The following is a 15,707-nucleotide window of genomic DNA, read 5'->3' as shown; positions in this document are numbered from 1 at the left end:
AGGATGTATGAAAAAGATTATCGAAACGCAACGTGCCCCAGGCGCAATCGGCCCTTATGTTCAGGGTGTTGATTTAGGCAGCATGGTCTTCACCTCCGGGCAAATTCCGGTTTGCCCGCAGACAGGTGAGATCCCGGCTGATGTGCAAGATCAGGCGCGTTTAAGCCTCGAAAACGTCAAAGCGATCGTGGTTGCTGCCGGGCTGAGCGTGGGTGATATCATCAAGATGACCGTGTTCATCACCGATCTGAATGATTTTGCCACCATCAATGAAGTCTATAAGCAGTTCTTCGATGAGCATCAGGCGACCTACCCGACCCGGAGCTGTGTGCAGGTCGCGCGTTTGCCGAAAGATGTGAAGCTGGAAATTGAAGCCATCGCAGTACGTAGTGCGTAAAGCCTCGTGAGCGGGACGGTCGCAAGGTCGTTCCGCTCCACTTCACTGAACGGCAATCCGAGGGTGTGGATATGATTAGTGCATTCGATATTTTCAAAATTGGGATTGGACCCTCCAGTTCGCATACCGTGGGGCCGATGAATGCCGGAAAAAGTTTTATTGATCGGCTGGAAAATAGCGGCTTATTAACCGCGACGAGCCATATTATGGTCGATCTGTACGGGTCGTTGTCACTGACGGGCAAAGGCCATGCCACGGATGTCGCCATCATCATGGGACTAGCAGGAAACAGTCCGCAGGATGTTGTTATTGATGAGATCCCTGCATTTATTGAGTTAGTGACGCGCAGCGGGCGGTTGCCGGTGGCTTCTGGGGCGCATGTTGTTGATTTTCCTGTAGCAAAGAACATTGTTTTCCATCCTGAAATGTTGCCTCGTCATGAGAACGGGATGCGGATTACTGCCTGGAATGGGCAGAAAGAGCTATTAAGCAAAACTTACTACTCAGTCGGTGGCGGATTTATCGTTGAAGAAGAACACTTCGGTCTGTCGCACGATGTCGAAACCCTCGTACCTTACGATTTTCACTCAGCAGGTGAACTGCTGAAAATGTGTGATTACAACGGCCTGTCTATTTCTGGCCTAATGATGCACAACGAGCTGGCGCTGCGCAGCAAAGCGGAAATTGATGCCGGGTTTGCCCGTATCTGGCAAGTGATGCACGACGGCATTGAACGCGGGATGAATACCGAAGGCGTGCTGCCAGGACCGCTTAATGTGCCTCGTCGTGCCGTTGCGTTGCGTCGCCAGCTGGTTTCCAGCGATAACATCTCTAACGATCCGATGAACGTCATCGACTGGATCAACATGTACGCGCTGGCAGTGAGTGAAGAAAACGCAGCCGGTGGGCGCGTAGTAACAGCGCCGACCAATGGGGCGTGCGGCATTATTCCGGCTGTGTTGGCTTATTATGATAAGTTCCGTCGCCCAGTAAATGAGCGGTCGATTGCCCGCTATCTACTGGCAGCGGGGGCTATTGGCGCGCTGTATAAAATGAACGCTTCCATCTCTGGCGCGGAAGTCGGCTGTCAGGGGGAAATTGGCGTGGCCTGTTCAATGGCGGCGGCAGGGTTAACTGAACTACTGGGCGGCAGTCCTGCGCAGGTATGCAATGCGGCGGAAATTGCGATGGAGCATAACCTTGGTCTGACCTGCGATCCGGTTGCCGGACAGGTGCAAATCCCATGTATTGAACGTAATGCCATTAATGCCGTGAAAGCAGTAAACGCTGCGCGGATGGCGATGCGCCGCACCTCGGCACCGCGTGTTTCACTCGATAAAGTGATCGAGACGATGTATGAAACCGGCAAAGATATGAACGATAAATACCGCGAAACATCACGCGGAGGACTGGCCATTAAAGTGGTCTGCGGTTGACATTGCTGTCAGCTTTCATCCTTGGGTGCACAAATGTGCACCTTTTTTTTTGTGATCTGCCGCAAATAGAGAATGAATATTCTCTTGCGGTTAATTTAGTAGAAAATTCTTATCCATCTCCGTTATTTCAAAGTCTTGATTGTGAAGATTTTCTCTGACCTCGCGCGTATCATTTCCTTATTCTAATAACTCGCCTGCAAAAATGTAGACCGCATATCGCCTTGATGCGGCTCGGAAAAAAATAATAAGCCCTACAAAATATTGAGCGAGAAATTATGGAAATTGCATCGAATAAAGGCGTCATTGCAGACGCTTCGACCCCGGCAGGTCGTGCTGGAATGAGTGAGAGCGAGTGGCGAGAAGCGATCAAATTCGACAGTACTGACACCGGCTGGGTGATTATGAGTATCGGGATGGCGATTGGCGCGGGGATTGTTTTTCTCCCGGTGCAGGTCGGTTTGATGGGATTGTGGGTATTTTTGCTCTCATCGGTGATTGGTTACCCGGCAATGTATCTGTTTCAGCGGTTGTTTATTAATACGCTGGCAGAATCACCAGAGTGTAAAGATTACCCCAGCGTCATCAGCGGTTATTTAGGTAAAAACTGGGGCATCCTGTTAGGTGCGCTCTATTTCGTGATGTTGGTGATCTGGATGTTCGTCTATTCCACCGCCATCACCAACGATAGTGCTTCCTACCTGCATACCTTCGGTGTGACGGAAGGGTTGCTGTCAGACAGTCCCTTTTATGGTCTGGTACTGATTTGCATTCTGGTGGCGATCTCCTCACGCGGCGAGAAATTGTTATTCAAAATTTCGACTGGCATGGTGCTGACTAAGCTGCTGGTGGTTGCGGCGCTGGGCGTGTCGATGGTGGGAATGTGGCATCTGTATAACGTCGGTTCGCTACCGCCGCTGGGGCTACTGGTGAAAAACGCCATTATTACTCTGCCGTTTACCCTGACGTCGATTCTGTTTATCCAGACGTTAAGCCCGATGGTGATCTCTTATCGCTCGCGGGAAAAATCAATTGAAGTGGCGCGGCATAAAGCATTGCGGGCAATGAATATCGCGTTTGGCATTTTGTTTGTCACCGTCTTTTTCTACGCCGTGTCGTTCACGCTGGCGATGGGACATGACGAAGCGGTAAAAGCCTACGAGCAGAATATTTCCGCGCTGGCAATTGCGGCGCAGTTTATTAGCGGTGACGGCGCAGCGTGGGTGAAAGTGGTCAGCGTCATTCTTAATATTTTTGCCGTAATGACTGCATTCTTTGGTGTCTATTTAGGTTTTCGCGAAGCAACGCAAGGGATCGTAATGAACATCCTGCGTCGTAAGATGCCCGCCGAGAAGATTAACGAAAATCTCGTTCAGCGCGGCATCATGATTTTCGCCATTTTGCTGGCCTGGAGCGCCATCGTACTGAACGCACCGGTGTTGAGCTTCACCTCTATCTGTAGCCCGATTTTCGGCATGGTAGGGTGCTTGATCCCGGCGTGGCTGGTTTACAAAGTACCGGCATTGCACAAATACAAAGGGATGTCTCTGTACCTGATTATCGTCACTGGTTTGTTGCTTTGTGTATCTCCGTTCCTGGCATTTTCTTGATTTACCTGAAATTTTAAGGTTTTTATTATGTTTGATTCGACTTTAAATCCGTTATGGCAGCGTTACATCCTCGCCGTTCAGGAGGAAGTAAAACCGGCGCTGGGATGTACTGAACCAATTTCACTGGCGCTGGCGGCGGCGGTTGCTGCGGCAAAACTGGAAGGTCCGGTTGAACGTGTAGAAGCCTGGGTTTCGCCAAATCTGATGAAGAACGGTCTGGGCGTCACCGTTCCCGGCACGGGAATGGTGGGGCTGCCGATTGCGGCGGCGCTGGGCGCGTTAGGTGGTAATGCCAATGCCGGGCTGGAGGTGCTGAAAGACGCAACGGCGCAGGCAATTGCCGATGCCAAAGCACTGCTGGCGGCGGGGAAAGTCTCGGTTAAGATCCAGGAACCTTGCGATGAAATCCTCTTCTCACGCGCCAAAGTCTGGAGCGGTGAGAAGTGGGCGTGTGTCACCATCGTTGGCGGGCATACCAACATTGTGCATATTGAGACGCACAATGGCGTGGTGTTTACCCAGCAGGCCAGTGTGGCAGAGGGCGAGCAAGAGTCGCCACTGACGGTGCTCTCCAGAACGACGCTGGCTGAGATCCTGAAGTTCGTCAATGAAGTGCCGTTTTCGGCGATCCGCTTTATTCTCGATTCCGCGAAGTTAAATTGCGCGTTATCGCAGGAAGGTTTGAGTGGTAACTGGGGGCTACATATTGGCGCGACGCTGGAGAAACAGTGTGCACGCGGTTTGCTGGCGAAAGATCTCTCTTCATCCATTGTGATTCGTACCAGCGCGGCATCCGATGCGCGTATGGGCGGTGCTACGCTTCCGGCAATGAGTAACTCCGGCTCGGGTAACCAGGGGATCACTGCAACAATGCCTGTGGTGGTGGTAGCAGAACACTTCGGGGCCGATGATGAACGGCTGGCGCGTGCGCTGATGCTTTCGCATTTGAGCGCGATTTACATCCATAACCAGTTACCGCGTTTGTCTGCGCTTTGTGCCGCAACGACCGCAGCAATGGGGGCCGCCGCCGGGATGGCATGGCTGGTGGATGGGCGTTATGAAACCATCTCGATGGCGATCAGTAGTATGATCGGCGATGTCAGCGGCATGATTTGCGATGGTGCGTCCAACAGCTGCGCGATGAAGGTTTCGACCAGTGCTTCGGCTGCGTGGAAAGCAGTGTTAATGGCGCTGGATGATACCGCTGTGACCGGTAATGAAGGTATTGTGGCGCATGATGTTGAGCAGTCGATTGCCAACCTGTGTGCGCTGGCAAGCCATTCGATGCAGCAAACGGATCGGCAGATTATCGAGATTATGGCGAGCAAGGCCAGATAAACGCCTGGTTTTGGGTATCGTGTCGGATGCGATGCTGGTGCATCTTATTTGGCCTACGAGTTGTGCAATTTGTTGATGTTGCTGGTTTTGTAGGCCGGATAAGGCGTTTACGCCGCATCCGGCAACTTGTCTTTACGCGGTAGCTTCATCCTCGGCTAAACGCGTTTCAGCATCCGCGACAATGGCTTCCAGTTCGCTCAACATCTCTTCATAGCCAAAATTATTGGCGGTGCGAGCCGGTTCCTTCGCCACCACGGGCTTCACCGGCTGACGCTTTTTGGCCGATTTTTTACTCATCTTCATCTCCCTGTAAAAACAACTAGACAGGCAAATCTATCAGCAAAGCGCGCAGTGGGGAATCGGCAACCAGCGTAATGTTAGCCTCGTCACGAATAAACGCCCCATCACCGCAGGTCAGCGCCGCTTTCTCTTCATGATGCGTAAGCGCATGAAATTGCCCGTGAATCGATTGCAAATACGCGCGTGGTCCATGCAACTGGAAATTCGCACTTTCGCCTTTGTCGAGCACAATATGATGCAGCCATACTTGCTGGCGCAACTGCAGGCTTCCCATCGCCCCCTCTGGCGAGGCGATTAATTGCTGCTTGTCCATATTAAGCGCCAGCTTTTGAATCAGCGGATTCTCTCGCTGCGGGCAGGCATCCAGCCAAAGCTGCATTCGCGTTAACGGTTTGTCTTTGCTGAGATTGTGTTCGCTATAGCTGACACCCGGCTGGGTAGAGAGCAGCAACGCTTCACCTGCGTAGGCCTGAATATGATTGCCTTCGCTGTCGCGATACTCAGCTTCTCCATCCAGAATCACATTTAAAATATCGACTTTGGGATAGGTTCGTGGCTGAAAGGCGGCACCTGGGGCCAGAACTTCCTGGTTAAGCACACGCAGGGAGGCATAACCTAACAATTTCGGGTCGAAGTAGTGTCCAAAGGAAAAAGTATACCGGGCCTGCAACCATCCGTAGTCTGCTTGTCCACACTGCCTGGCAGTTCGGGTAGTAATCATAATTCTTGACCTCTCTTTACTTCCTTTTATGGTAAGGGGCTGGACGCTACATTGTTAGCCAGATATTCTGCCCGGTATGTTCAAATTTCCTGAATGAGAACGAAATGGCCAAAGAAAGGGCATTAACGCTGGAAGCACTACGGGTTATGGATGCGATCGATCGCCGGGGCAGTTTTGCGGCGGCGGCGGATGAGCTGGGACGCGTGCCTTCCGCACTTAGCTACACCATGCAAAAACTAGAAGAAGAGCTGGATGTGGTGTTGTTTGACCGCTCGGGCCATCGCACCAAATTCACCAATGTCGGGCGAATGTTGCTGGAGCGAGGGCGCGTTTTGCTGGAAGCCGCAGATAAACTGACTACCGATGCGGAAGCTCTCGCGCGCGGTTGGGAAACGCATCTCACCATTGTGACCGAAGCGCTGGTACCGACACCTGCCTTTTTCCCGTTAATTGACAAACTGGCGGTAAAAGCCAATACCCAACTGGCAATCATCACTGAAGTGCTGGCAGGGGCGTGGGAACGGCTGGAGCAGGGGCGGGCGGATATTGTTATCGCGCCGGATATGCATTTTCGCTCCTCGTCGGAGATCAACTCGCGCAAACTCTATACCTTAATGAACGTCTATGTTGCCGCGCCTGATCACCCGATTCATCAGGAGCCGGAACCGTTATCTGAAGTGACGCGCGTGAAATATCGTGGAATTGCGGTGGCGGATACCGCTCGTGAGCGCCCGGTGTTGACCGTACAGCTGCTGGACAAACAGCCGCGCTTAACGGTGAGCACGATTGAAGATAAACGTCAGGCATTACTGGCGGGGCTTGGCGTGGCGACGATGCCGTATCCGATGGTCGAAAAAGATATTGCGGAAGGGCGGTTGCGTGTCGTCAGCCCGGAATCGACCAGCGAGATCGATATTATTATGGCCTGGCGTCGTGACAGTATGGGGGAAGCGAAATCCTGGTGTCTGCGGGAAATTCCCAAACTTTTTAGCGGAAAATAATATTTGTTATTTTTAATAAAAAGGGGCGAAATATCGCCCCAATTCTAAGATTAATTTGAACCAAACTTCGGATCGTTTCCGTAACGATTGCTGCCAGAATTGCCTTCTAAACAGGCAAATACAAACAGAACTAACCAGCCAATGACCGGTACCAGATAGAGAAGCGCCCACGCACCTGAACGGTCAGTATCGTGCAGACGACGAACGCACAGAGCAATGACCGGAATGATTGTTGCTGCCAGGTAAATGAGAGAAAGGAATGGAAACTCTAAACCTAAAATCAATTGAATGACATTGATAATAGTGCCGACGATGGCGTTAATCAGAGTAAACATCCAGTACTCTTTACGACGTGCACGACCAGAGAAACCAACATAATTTTTTAATACGGCTAAATACCACTGCATAAAAACATCCCTTTAATTAAAAGTTGCGAAAGTCTATTCCGGAGATGGAGTAAATGCTATTCGTATCTTTCTTTTTCGGATGTTATAAAGGTTTTGATATTTAAGATAAATACATGGCCGTTTTTTATATGTAATTTATATAACGACATTGAAATAATTTAAATAAACATTAGTAGATTATTTATTCATCAACATGATGATAAAAGCCGGATGAGTCAGACATCCGGCGAGGAGATTTGTTTTAAGGTTCCAGTTTCGGATCTGGTCCAAAGCGGTTTTCGCCTGGCGTACCTGCCTGGCAGTTAAAGACGATGATAATCAGCCAGCCGATAAACGGAATTAAGAACAGCAGTGCCCACCACGCCGAGCGGTCGGTGTCGTGCAGGCGGCGGAACTGAACTGCCCACCATGGTAAAAACACCAGAATACCGTAGATTGTCGTCAGGATGCCTTCGCCACCGGCGCGTTGCCAGCCTAACATTTTATCCAGCAGCCCCAGCACGAACGTAAAGATGATGTTGACCAGAATAAACATCCAGTACTCTTTGCGCCGCGCACGGCCCCGGAAACCGACATAATTTTTTAGTACTTTCAGATACCAGTCCATTTTTGCCTCAATTTTGCTCAATCACTTGTTTTTAAAGCAGCAAATTAAGAATAGACGTGAATGAAATGGCAGTAAATATTATCTCGATGAATTAATAAGGCGCTGTGAAGGATAAGGGCAAGCGCAAAATTGCCAGATGCGCTACGCTTATCTGGCCTGCGCGGTCATTGCAACATATTGAATATAAATGTTTTGTAGGTTTGATAAGGCGTTTACGCCGCATCCGACATGAACAACACGCACTTAGCTAATTATCAGAGGCACCTCGTAAGGTGCCTTTTTTTAACCGAAGCGAACATCTCGTCCATGCGGTTCATCGAGATCCTGCCACGGACCAATTGAAATAATCCCCGTAGGGTTGATGGTCTTATGGCTGCGGAAGTAATGATTACGGATGTGATCGAAATTGACGGTTTCGGCAATTCCCGGCATCTGGTAGATATCGCGCAGGAAGCCATACAGATTCAGGTAATCGCTGATGCGGTGCTTATCACACTTGAAGTGGGTCACATACACTGGATCAAAACGCACCAGCGTGGTCCACAGGCGAATATCGGCTTCGGTTAGCTGGTTGCCGGTCAGGTAACGGTGCTGACCTAAAATCTGTTCCAGTCGCGCCAGCGATTCAAACACTTTCGCCACCGCCTCGTCGTAGGCTTGCTGGCTGGTGGCAAAACCGGCTTTATACACGCCATTGTTAACGGTGTCGTAAATCCAGCCATTAAGTTCGTCAATTTTCGTTTGCAGGGCTGAAGGGTAGTAATCTCCAGCTTTCGCACCCAGCGCATCAAACGCGGTATTAAACATGCGGATGATTTCCGCTGATTCGTTGCTGACAATGGTGTGGTTCTTCTTGTCCCAGAGTACGGGAACAGTAACTCGTCCGCTGTAGTGTGGATCGGCGTGGAGATAAAGCTGATACAGAAATTCATGTTGATAGAGCGTATCGCCGGTTGCTCCCGGAAAACTGTCATCAAAGGTCCAGCCGTTTTCCAGCATTAACGGGTTCACTACGGAAACGGAAATAAACGGTTCCAGCCCTTTGAGTTTACGCATGATCAGCGTGCGGTGCGCCCACGGGCAGGCGAGTGAAACATAGAGATGATAACGATCTTTCTCTGCGGCAAAACCGCCTTTGCCAGTGGGGCCTGGCGCGCCATCGGCAGTGAGCCAGTTACGAAATGCGGAAGCTGAACGTTGAAATTTACCGCCGGTGGATTTGGTGTCGTACCAGGTGTCATGCCAGACGCCGTCAATCAGTTGACCCATTTTTCTCTCCTCCAATAGCAAAAACGAGGAGCGTTTCTCCTCGTTTGAGACTGATGGCAAACGCAAAACTGCCTGATGCGCTATGCTTATCAGGCCTACGAGGTTTCTGCAATGTATTGAATTTGCATGTTTTTGTAGGCCGGATAAGGCGTTCACGCCGCATCCGGCATGAACAACGTGCACTTTGTCAACAATCTGAAACGAGGAGCGTTTCTCCTCGTTTGAGACTGATGGCAAACGCAAAACTGCCTGATGCGCTATGCTTATCAGGCCTACGAGGTTTCTGCAACGTATTGAATTTGCATGTTTTTGTAGGCCGGACAAGGCGTTCACGCCGCATCCGGCATGAACAACGCGCACTTTGTCAACAATCTGAAACGAGGAGTGTTCCCCCTCGTTTTTTATCGTTAAGTATAGCGCGTACTTACCACTTTTTATTCAACAGACGGTCGATGCTATACGCGCCCGGACCGGTAATCGCCAGCAGCAGGAATCCGCCAGAAATAGTCAGGTTTTTCATAAACATCAGCGAGTTCATGCCTTCTGCAAAATTGCTGTGAAATAAAAATGCCGTCAGCAGCGTAAAGCCCGCAGTAAACAGGGCAGTGGTACGTGTCAGGAAACCAAACAGGATTGCCAGACCACCACCAAACTCAAGCAGAATCACCAGTGGCAGCATAAAGCCTGGGACACCCATCGCTTCCATATATTGTTGCGTACCCGCGTAGCCAGTAATTTTTCCCCAACCTGCCGTAATAAACAGAATCGGCATTAAAATGCGTGCGACCAGTACCCCAACATCTTCTAATTTTTTCATCTTACTCTCCACTGCGCCGCTCAGGCTGCTGATTGTTTTTTTGTGCAAGGGCGCGGTATTAGCGTCGTTGCTTTCGATGGAGAGAATCATAAACGTGGCGAAGCGTGATTGTTAGCAAGGAAAACTGTCAAATATTTTCAAAAAATTTGAGGAATAAGGCCGGAATGTCTCCGGCCAGAGAGGAAGTTAACCGCGAAGCTGTTGTTGCTTGAGGGTTGTTTTCACCAGACGCCAGGCGCTCCATACACCAAAACCGCGTCTGGCCCAGCGGACCAGCATATTGGGATGACGAATCGTCCAGATAGCCATCACACTACTGCCAACCAGCGCCCAGGAGCGCAGACTCAGCAGCATATTCCAGCGACGATCATAAGCGCCTGTCGCCTCCAGCCATTCACGACGACTGGCGGAAAGATCCAGCCGTTGTTGCTGGATCTGGCTAAGCAGTTGCGCCTTACGTCGTTCACGTTCGACTTTACTGCTCACGGGACTCCTCCTCGAGCAGTTGCCGATCGTTTGCCAGCTCATGGCGCGTATGGCGCAGTAAGGTGGATTTACGCGATTTACGTAACGTCCAGATACCGCCAATGAGTGCCAGTAGCAGCAACACCACGGTGGTGGCAATCATCGCATTCAGGCGATATTGCGGATCAACCGCCCAGATAATCAGCACCATCAGGCTCATAAGACCAAATGCAGCGAAAAGCATCGTCAGGCCCAGCATCAGTAAAAGCTGAAAGAGATTGGCTTTTTCCTCTTCCAGCTCCACCACCGCCAGCCGCAGACGTGTCTCCACCATTTCAACCATGATGGAAACAATTCGCTGCCCGATGCCCAGAACGCTTTTACCGGGCCCTTGCGCGTGATGAGTGTCCGCCATAATTAACGACGCGACAGCAGAACGCCGAGCACTACACCGATTGCAGCGCCAATGCCCACGCCCGTCCACGGATTTTCACGCACATACTCATCGGCACGCGCCGCCGCGACACGGGTTTGTTTGGCAATGGCATCACCGGTTTCACCCAGGCGATAACGGCTCTGTTTCAGTGCCTGCTCCGCTTTGCTACGAATCTTACTCAACTCTTCTTTCGACTTCTCGCCAGATGAGCTAAGCACCTCTTCCAGCGTATCGGAAAGGGATTTCAACTCAGCACGCAGATGTTCCGTAGTGTGTTCTTTCGACATAGTTTTCTCCAGGTGAGTAAGTAGTGACTATTGTGAGTTAGTAGTCGCGCGCTTCCAGCTTTTTCAGCTCTTCCTGCGCTTCTGCCAGTTTCCGTTCGCGTTTGGCAATCTTATCGGCATCGCCTTTTTGCTTCGCCTCGGCTAAATCTTGCTGGCGTTCCGCCACCTCATCTTTCTGCTTTGCGATTTTCTTCTGATGATCGGCACGCAGCTGGCTATCTGAACAGTTGGCCCGGACTTCACTCAGGGCTTTATTCAGACCGTCAATACGATTCTGGTTTTGGTGTTTTTCGGCATAGCTGATCTCCTTAAGGATATTTTGCTCCTTTTCCTGACACAGGGTAGTGGCATAACTACCGGTACTAAGAGCAAAAAGAGAAACAGCTAAAGCGATGCGGTATTTCATTCTTGAACCTTCCATTGTGATTCGGACCTATTACAAAGGAACGATTGTCCAGACAACGAAGCGGTAGTGTTAACCACCGCCTCATTAATCATAGACAGTTACGGTGAAATCACCAAAGTGAGTGATCTGTTTCGGATAACAGGAAGTTATCCGAAGCGATGAGAGTTATCCCGCAATCGGGTTAGCCACTGCATAGCCTGACTATTATTGTCCTGCTGCGCAATGATGTAGCCATGGGGCAATGTTCTGTCGAGAACCGCTTTTGCTGCGGCACTCTGGTCGCTGGAGTCAAACGTAATTAACAGAGTGTCGTTTTTAGGGGTGATGCTTTTGAAAGGGATGCCGTGAGCGTCAAGGTGATGCCAGATTGAAAAACCGTCTGGCATCGTTGTGCCTTGATGAACGGCACGAATCGCCAGCGTAGACTCTTGCTGGCGAACCGCGGACCAGGCCAGCAACAGCGTGCCGACCAGAAGTAAAACAGCGCCGGACCAGGTTAGCTGGCGAAGCGACATGCGAGGTATTAGCATCCCTTACCCCCGATTTCCATATTTCTTTTTCCATAACACGACCAGAGAACCTGCCAGGCCAAACACCAGCAGCACCACCGGGAGCAGCATCAGGCATGACATCAGCTGGTCCTCGTACTTTAAAAATACCGGCGTTTTGCCGAGCATGTAACCCAGAGTTGTCAGGATTAATACCCACAGCAGACCGCTCATCCAGTTGAAGAACTGAAAGCGCGCGTTATTCAGCCCTGATAACCCGGCAATCGTCGGCAGCAGTGTTCTGACAAACGCAATAAAGCGACCAATTAACAGCGCCGATAAACCGTGTTTATGAAAAAGATGGTGTGCGCGTTGATGATAATGCGCGGGTAAATGAGATAGCCAGTTTTGTACGGTGCGGGTATTGCCCAGCCATCGCCCCTGAATATAGCTGACCCAGCAGCCGAGGCTGGCGGCAACGGTCAGTAGCAGAATCGTTTGCGGATAGCCCATCGCGCCTTTCGCAATCAATACGCCGACCAACACCAGTAAACTGTCGCCCGGTAAAAAGGCCGCCGGAAGCAAGCCGTTTTCAAGGAACAAAATTACAAATAAAACAAAATAGAGCATGCCAATCATCGACGGATTGGCCAGGGTTTCAAAATCCTGCGCCCACAGGGCTTGCAGCAATTGGGTCAAAAGTTCCATTCATTATTCCTGGTGAATCGGTTAACGCCACGCTGGTTTTAAAAGATGCACTACCGCAATGTTATTGCTGTTTTGGTATGTTCTGCGGGTTTGATACATCAACACAGCCTGAACTATTCCCTGTTAAATCGTGAGATAAGAAAGCATTCAAAAGCATAAATTCAAATTGAATCTAATTGTAACAAAGGTCAACGTTGTTCGTTATCAAAATTACATGTCCGTGGTGTCTGATTTTGCTGAATGCAGGGGAGGGTGGCGAGAGGATTTACACAGGCTGACACTTTATACTTTTCGCTTACCGACGAGGCAAACAGGCGCGTCGTTGCGCCTGCCGAATGGGGATTTCATTTGCTGCCGCTGGTGGCCGTATCAAGATGCACAACGGGATTTTCGGCGAACAGATAGCGGTCGGCATTGAACTCGAAATCGTCGCTGGTTTCGTTAAATAACATGATCTTGGTGTTTTCCAGATGCTGCCACATTGCCAGCTTCGCGGCATGGGGATCTTTACGAATTAACGCTTTGAGGATCTGATCGTGGTCATCGCACCAGTTATCGACAGTACGGGCATCAATATGCTCGTGCAGTTTTTTCCAGTATGGGTTATGGCTACGTTGGGTCCACATTTTTTCAACGATGGCTGCCAGGGCGGAGTTCTGCGTCGCCAGGGCAACCTGAATATGGAACTGCAAATCCCATTCGGAATCACGGAAGCATTGTTCGCCGCGCGCCTGCTCCTGGATGGCCATCAGTTTCATGATGTCCTGTTTGGTTACCTGGGTCGCTGCGAACTCGGCAATATTACTTTCGATGAGCTGACGTGCCTGAAGCAGCTCAAACGGACCGTAATTGGCGAATTCCATATTAGTGTCAGCCGACTGCTGATGGCGCGGCTGGTTGGAAACCACATGAATACCCGAGCCTTTACGCACCTCTACATAGCCTTCAACTTCAAGCATGATGATGGCTTCACGAACCACGGTGCGACTGACGTTTTTTTCATCGGCAATAAAGCGCTCAGCAGGCAGTTTATCACCCACCAGATAGACGCCCTGTTCGATGCGCTCTTTCAGATCAGCGGCAAGTTGTTGATACAAACGGCGTGGTTCAGTGATTTCCATATGCGCTCCAGGCATGATACGGCAGACTATATTTGTTATACCACTTTTGCGAGTTTAGCTCTACTCGCAGTGATGAAAAAGCCGCCTGAGAAGGCGGCTTTGAAGGGAAACTAAAACTTACACGAAGCCTTAATGTTGCGGTGCGGGATCGTTATGTGATTCCTGCGCCACCTCAATCGCCGGTTTGTTCTGCAACACGGTCCAGATAACCAGCGCACCCAGCAGGTCGAATACTGCCAGAACTGCGAACAGCGGGCTGAAGCCGATGGTGTCAGCCAGTGCACCGACTACCAGTGCAAACAGCGTACTTGCCAGCCATGCGGACATCCCGGTTAAACCGTTCGCCGTCGCCACTTCGTTACGACCGAACACGTCAGAAGAGAGCGTAATCAGTGCGCCAGACAGGGCCTGGTGAGCAAAACCACCGATACACAGCAGCATAATCGCGACATACGGGTTAGTGAACAGACCGATCATACCTGGGCCAATCATCAGCACCGCACCCAGCGTTACTACCATCTTACGGGAAACGATCAGGTTCACGCCAAACCAACGCTGGAACAGCGGCGGCAGGTAACCACCGAGGATACAACCAAGGTCAGCAAACAGCATTGGCATCCAGGCGAACATCGCGATCTCTTTCAGGTTAAAGCCGTAAACTTTAAACATGAACAGCGGGATCCACGCGTTAAAAGTACCCCAGGCAGGTTCAGCCAGGAAACGCGGTAGCGCGATACCCCAGAACTGACGGTTACGCAGGATCTGACCAACGGACATTTTCTTCGCTGTGTCAACCTGGTGCTGGGCTTCCTGACCATTAATAATGTAGTCACGTTCTTCATCGGTCAGATGTTTTTGGTCGCGCGGATGCTTGTAGAAAATCAGCCATGCCATCGCCCAGATAAAGCTCAACGCACCGGAGATGATAAATGCCATCTGCCAGCTGTGCATCACGATTGCCCATACCACCAGCGGCGGCGCAATCATCGCACCAATCGAAGAACCTACGTTAAAGTAGCCGACCGCGATGGAACGCTCTTTTGCCGGGAACCATTCGGAACTGGCTTTCAGACCCGCCGGGATCATCGCCGCCTCTGCAGCACCTACCGCACCACGAGCAACCGCCAGGCCACCCCAGCTACCTGCCAGCGCGGTTGCGCCACAGAACACAGCCCACAGTACAGCAAACATTGCGTAACCGATTTTCGTACCCAGCACATCCAGTACATAACCTGCTACCGGTTGCATGACCGTATAAGCAGCAGAATAGGCTGCGATGATATAGGAATACTGTTGGGTGGAGATGTTTAACTCTTCCATCAGAGTTGGCGCAGCTGCCGCCACAGTGTTACGCGTCAGGTAACCAAGCACGGTGCCGAGCGTCACCAGTGCGATCATATACCAACGTAACCCTTTAATTTTACGCATGTAAAACCTCATCGTTTTGTTATATCCGCAGGAAGCGCGGCCATCATCCCGCCAGAGGCTGAAGATGTTAGTTACGACCGGGTAACCGAAAAAAAACCGGCACGCCCCGAACGTTGCCATGAAAGTTTCGTGCTAATTCGGCTTCCGTACCGGTTAACCCGATTCATCTAACAAATGAATGAATCGGCAATTTGCATTCCGTCGACTTATGATTTGCGACGGCAGAAAGATAACTTGTCATACAACTTTAAAAGGTGAGAGCCATCACAAATGTGGGAATATTTGTAGGGACATTACCTGATGACAGCGAGGCCAGTACTGGCGCGGCTTGCAGCGAGATTTACCACTTTGAGAGTAATTTTTTTAACTACGTTTATTGATCTATCTCACGAAAATATCTTCGGACTCTGGAAATTGGTGTGATAACTTTGTCAGCATCGCACCATAAGCAAGCTAGCTCACTCGTTG

The 15,707-nt window shown here is 50.6% G+C and carries 20 protein-coding genes; 5 read left to right on the top strand and 15 right to left on the bottom strand.

Annotation, left to right across the window (positions count from 1 at the left end; all coding sequences use genetic code 11):
- The first annotated feature begins 7 nt into the window (after positions 1-7).
- The 4 genes from QUE34_RS19125 (at position 8) to cyuA (ending at position 4,778) form a co-directional block, all read left to right on the top strand.
- A complete protein-coding gene (locus QUE34_RS19125) occupies positions 8-397 on the top strand; it encodes an enamine/imine deaminase (protein ID WP_000719990.1) in 390 nt (129 codons plus the stop codon).
- Positions 398-468: 71 nt separating this feature from the next.
- Entirely contained in the window at positions 469-1,833 is a 1,365-nt protein-coding gene (gene tdcG, locus QUE34_RS19120; protein WP_000622095.1) for an L-serine ammonia-lyase, read from the top strand.
- A 275-nt stretch (positions 1,834-2,108) separates the two neighbouring features.
- Positions 2,109-3,440 (top strand): SLC5/6 family protein, encoded by a 1,332-nt coding sequence (locus QUE34_RS19115; RefSeq protein ID WP_000401598.1) that lies wholly within the window; start codon positions 2,109-2,111, stop codon positions 3,438-3,440.
- Positions 3,441-3,467: 27 nt separating this feature from the next.
- A complete protein-coding gene (cyuA, locus tag QUE34_RS19110; RefSeq protein ID WP_032303824.1) occupies positions 3,468-4,778 on the top strand; it encodes a cysteine desulfidase in 1,311 nt (436 codons plus the stop codon).
- 132 nt (positions 4,779-4,910) lie between these two features.
- Here cyuA and QUE34_RS19105 read toward each other — a convergent pair whose 3' ends face one another.
- Both QUE34_RS19105 and QUE34_RS19100 read right to left on the bottom strand, forming a co-directional pair.
- Entirely contained in the window at positions 4,911-5,075 is a 165-nt protein-coding gene (locus QUE34_RS19105) for a protein YhaL (protein WP_001306007.1), read from the bottom strand.
- 22 nt (positions 5,076-5,097) lie between these two features.
- Complete coding sequence (locus tag QUE34_RS19100) at positions 5,098-5,799, bottom strand: pirin family protein (protein WP_032303823.1); 702 nt, start codon at positions 5,797-5,799, stop codon at positions 5,098-5,100.
- 104 nt (positions 5,800-5,903) lie between these two features.
- Between QUE34_RS19100 and yhaJ the strand changes: the two genes are divergently transcribed.
- Positions 5,904-6,800 carry a DNA-binding transcriptional regulator YhaJ gene (gene yhaJ, locus QUE34_RS19095; protein ID WP_001603817.1) on the top strand — a complete coding sequence of 299 codons (897 nt, stop codon included), beginning with the start codon at positions 5,904-5,906 and terminating at the stop codon, positions 6,798-6,800.
- Positions 6,801-6,850: 50 nt separating this feature from the next.
- Here the strand turns inward: yhaJ and QUE34_RS19090 are convergent, their stop codons facing one another.
- The 13 genes from QUE34_RS19090 to exuT form a co-directional block, all read right to left on the bottom strand.
- Positions 6,851-7,207, bottom strand: coding sequence for a DUF805 domain-containing protein (locus QUE34_RS19090; RefSeq protein ID WP_001198788.1), 357 nt, complete (start codon positions 7,205-7,207; stop codon positions 6,851-6,853).
- 241 nt (positions 7,208-7,448) lie between these two features.
- The gene (locus QUE34_RS19085; protein ID WP_000384145.1) at positions 7,449-7,814 is read right to left on the bottom strand and encodes a DUF805 domain-containing protein; all 366 of its coding nucleotides are present in this window, start codon (positions 7,812-7,814) and stop codon (positions 7,449-7,451) included.
- Positions 7,815-8,096: 282 nt separating this feature from the next.
- Positions 8,097-9,083 (bottom strand): glutathionyl-hydroquinone reductase YqjG, encoded by a 987-nt coding sequence (gene yqjG, locus QUE34_RS19080; protein ID WP_032303822.1) that lies wholly within the window; start codon positions 9,081-9,083, stop codon positions 8,097-8,099.
- A gap of 424 nt (positions 9,084-9,507) precedes the next feature.
- Positions 9,508-9,900, bottom strand: coding sequence for a DoxX family protein (locus QUE34_RS19075; RefSeq protein WP_000732238.1), 393 nt, complete (start codon positions 9,898-9,900; stop codon positions 9,508-9,510).
- Between the two features lie 186 nt (positions 9,901-10,086).
- Positions 10,087-10,386 carry a YqjK-like family protein gene (locus QUE34_RS19070; RefSeq protein WP_000096086.1) on the bottom strand — a complete coding sequence of 100 codons (300 nt, stop codon included), beginning with the start codon at positions 10,384-10,386 and terminating at the stop codon, positions 10,087-10,089.
- On the bottom strand, positions 10,376-10,780 hold the full coding sequence (locus QUE34_RS19065) for a phage holin family protein (protein WP_000785722.1): 405 nt from the start codon (positions 10,778-10,780) through the stop codon (positions 10,376-10,378). The genes QUE34_RS19070 and QUE34_RS19065 overlap by 11 nt, the downstream gene beginning before the upstream one ends.
- A gap of 2 nt (positions 10,781-10,782) precedes the next feature.
- A complete protein-coding gene (locus tag QUE34_RS19060) occupies positions 10,783-11,088 on the bottom strand; it encodes an ElaB/YgaM/YqjD family protein (protein WP_000031415.1) in 306 nt (101 codons plus the stop codon).
- Between the two features lie 37 nt (positions 11,089-11,125).
- Entirely contained in the window at positions 11,126-11,494 is a 369-nt protein-coding gene (gene yqjC / locus QUE34_RS19055; protein ID WP_001352920.1) for a DUF1090 family protein YqjC, read from the bottom strand.
- Positions 11,495-11,640: 146 nt separating this feature from the next.
- Positions 11,641-12,024: an EnvZ/OmpR regulon moderator MzrA gene (gene mzrA / locus QUE34_RS19050; protein WP_032303821.1), complete on the bottom strand. Its 384-nt coding sequence runs from the start codon at positions 12,022-12,024 to the stop codon at positions 11,641-11,643.
- A 3-nt stretch (positions 12,025-12,027) separates the two neighbouring features.
- Positions 12,028-12,690, bottom strand: coding sequence for a DedA family general envelope maintenance protein YqjA (gene yqjA / locus QUE34_RS19045; protein ID WP_000422149.1), 663 nt, complete (start codon positions 12,688-12,690; stop codon positions 12,028-12,030).
- A gap of 21 nt (positions 12,691-12,711) precedes the next feature.
- Complete coding sequence (gene yqiM / locus QUE34_RS19040) at positions 12,712-12,795, bottom strand: protein YqiM (RefSeq protein WP_211180508.1); 84 nt, start codon at positions 12,793-12,795, stop codon at positions 12,712-12,714.
- A gap of 239 nt (positions 12,796-13,034) precedes the next feature.
- Positions 13,035-13,811: a transcriptional regulator ExuR gene (gene exuR / locus QUE34_RS19035; RefSeq protein WP_000406496.1), complete on the bottom strand. Its 777-nt coding sequence runs from the start codon at positions 13,809-13,811 to the stop codon at positions 13,035-13,037.
- A 129-nt stretch (positions 13,812-13,940) separates the two neighbouring features.
- Positions 13,941-15,239, bottom strand: a complete 1,299-nt coding sequence (gene exuT / locus QUE34_RS19030) for a hexuronate transporter ExuT (RefSeq protein ID WP_001298326.1) — start codon at positions 15,237-15,239, stop codon at positions 13,941-13,943.
- Between the last annotated feature and the right edge of the window lie 468 nt (positions 15,240-15,707).

This window comes from Escherichia sp. KS167_9B, from assembly GCF_030295215.1.
Taxonomy (GTDB): domain Bacteria; phylum Pseudomonadota; class Gammaproteobacteria; order Enterobacterales; family Enterobacteriaceae; genus Escherichia; species Escherichia coli_F.
The sequence above is the reverse complement of the archived record's forward strand: the minus strand, read 5'-3'. Positions and strand labels throughout refer to the sequence as shown.

Excerpts from the sequence above, each read along its gene's own strand:
- QUE34_RS19125 (WP_000719990.1), top strand. The coding sequence starts at position 8 with ATGAAAAAGATTATCGAAACGCAACGTGCCCCAGGCGCAATCGGCCCT.
- tdcG (WP_000622095.1), top strand. The coding sequence starts at position 469 with ATGATTAGTGCATTCGATATTTTCAAAATTGGGATTGGACCCTCCAGT.
- QUE34_RS19115 (WP_000401598.1), top strand. The coding sequence starts at position 2,109 with ATGGAAATTGCATCGAATAAAGGCGTCATTGCAGACGCTTCGACCCCG.
- cyuA (WP_032303824.1), top strand. The coding sequence starts at position 3,468 with ATGTTTGATTCGACTTTAAATCCGTTATGGCAGCGTTACATCCTCGCC.
- QUE34_RS19105 (WP_001306007.1), bottom strand. The coding sequence starts at position 5,075 with ATGAGTAAAAAATCGGCCAAAAAGCGTCAGCCGGTGAAGCCCGTGGTG.
- QUE34_RS19100 (WP_032303823.1), bottom strand. The coding sequence starts at position 5,799 with ATGATTACTACCCGAACTGCCAGGCAGTGTGGACAAGCAGACTACGGA.
- yhaJ (WP_001603817.1), top strand. The coding sequence starts at position 5,904 with ATGGCCAAAGAAAGGGCATTAACGCTGGAAGCACTACGGGTTATGGAT.
- QUE34_RS19090 (WP_001198788.1), bottom strand. The coding sequence starts at position 7,207 with ATGCAGTGGTATTTAGCCGTATTAAAAAATTATGTTGGTTTCTCTGGT.
- QUE34_RS19085 (WP_000384145.1), bottom strand. The coding sequence starts at position 7,814 with ATGGACTGGTATCTGAAAGTACTAAAAAATTATGTCGGTTTCCGGGGC.
- yqjG (WP_032303822.1), bottom strand. The coding sequence starts at position 9,083 with ATGGGTCAACTGATTGACGGCGTCTGGCATGACACCTGGTACGACACC.
- QUE34_RS19075 (WP_000732238.1), bottom strand. The coding sequence starts at position 9,900 with ATGAAAAAATTAGAAGATGTTGGGGTACTGGTCGCACGCATTTTAATG.
- QUE34_RS19065 (WP_000785722.1), bottom strand. The coding sequence starts at position 10,780 with ATGGCGGACACTCATCACGCGCAAGGGCCCGGTAAAAGCGTTCTGGGC.
- QUE34_RS19060 (WP_000031415.1), bottom strand. The coding sequence starts at position 11,088 with ATGTCGAAAGAACACACTACGGAACATCTGCGTGCTGAGTTGAAATCC.
- yqjC (WP_001352920.1), bottom strand. The coding sequence starts at position 11,494 with ATGAAATACCGCATCGCTTTAGCTGTTTCTCTTTTTGCTCTTAGTACC.
- mzrA (WP_032303821.1), bottom strand. The coding sequence starts at position 12,024 with ATGCTAATACCTCGCATGTCGCTTCGCCAGCTAACCTGGTCCGGCGCT.
- yqjA (WP_000422149.1), bottom strand. The coding sequence starts at position 12,690 with ATGGAACTTTTGACCCAATTGCTGCAAGCCCTGTGGGCGCAGGATTTT.
- exuR (WP_000406496.1), bottom strand. The coding sequence starts at position 13,811 with ATGGAAATCACTGAACCACGCCGTTTGTATCAACAACTTGCCGCTGAT.
- exuT (WP_001298326.1), bottom strand. The coding sequence starts at position 15,239 with ATGCGTAAAATTAAAGGGTTACGTTGGTATATGATCGCACTGGTGACG.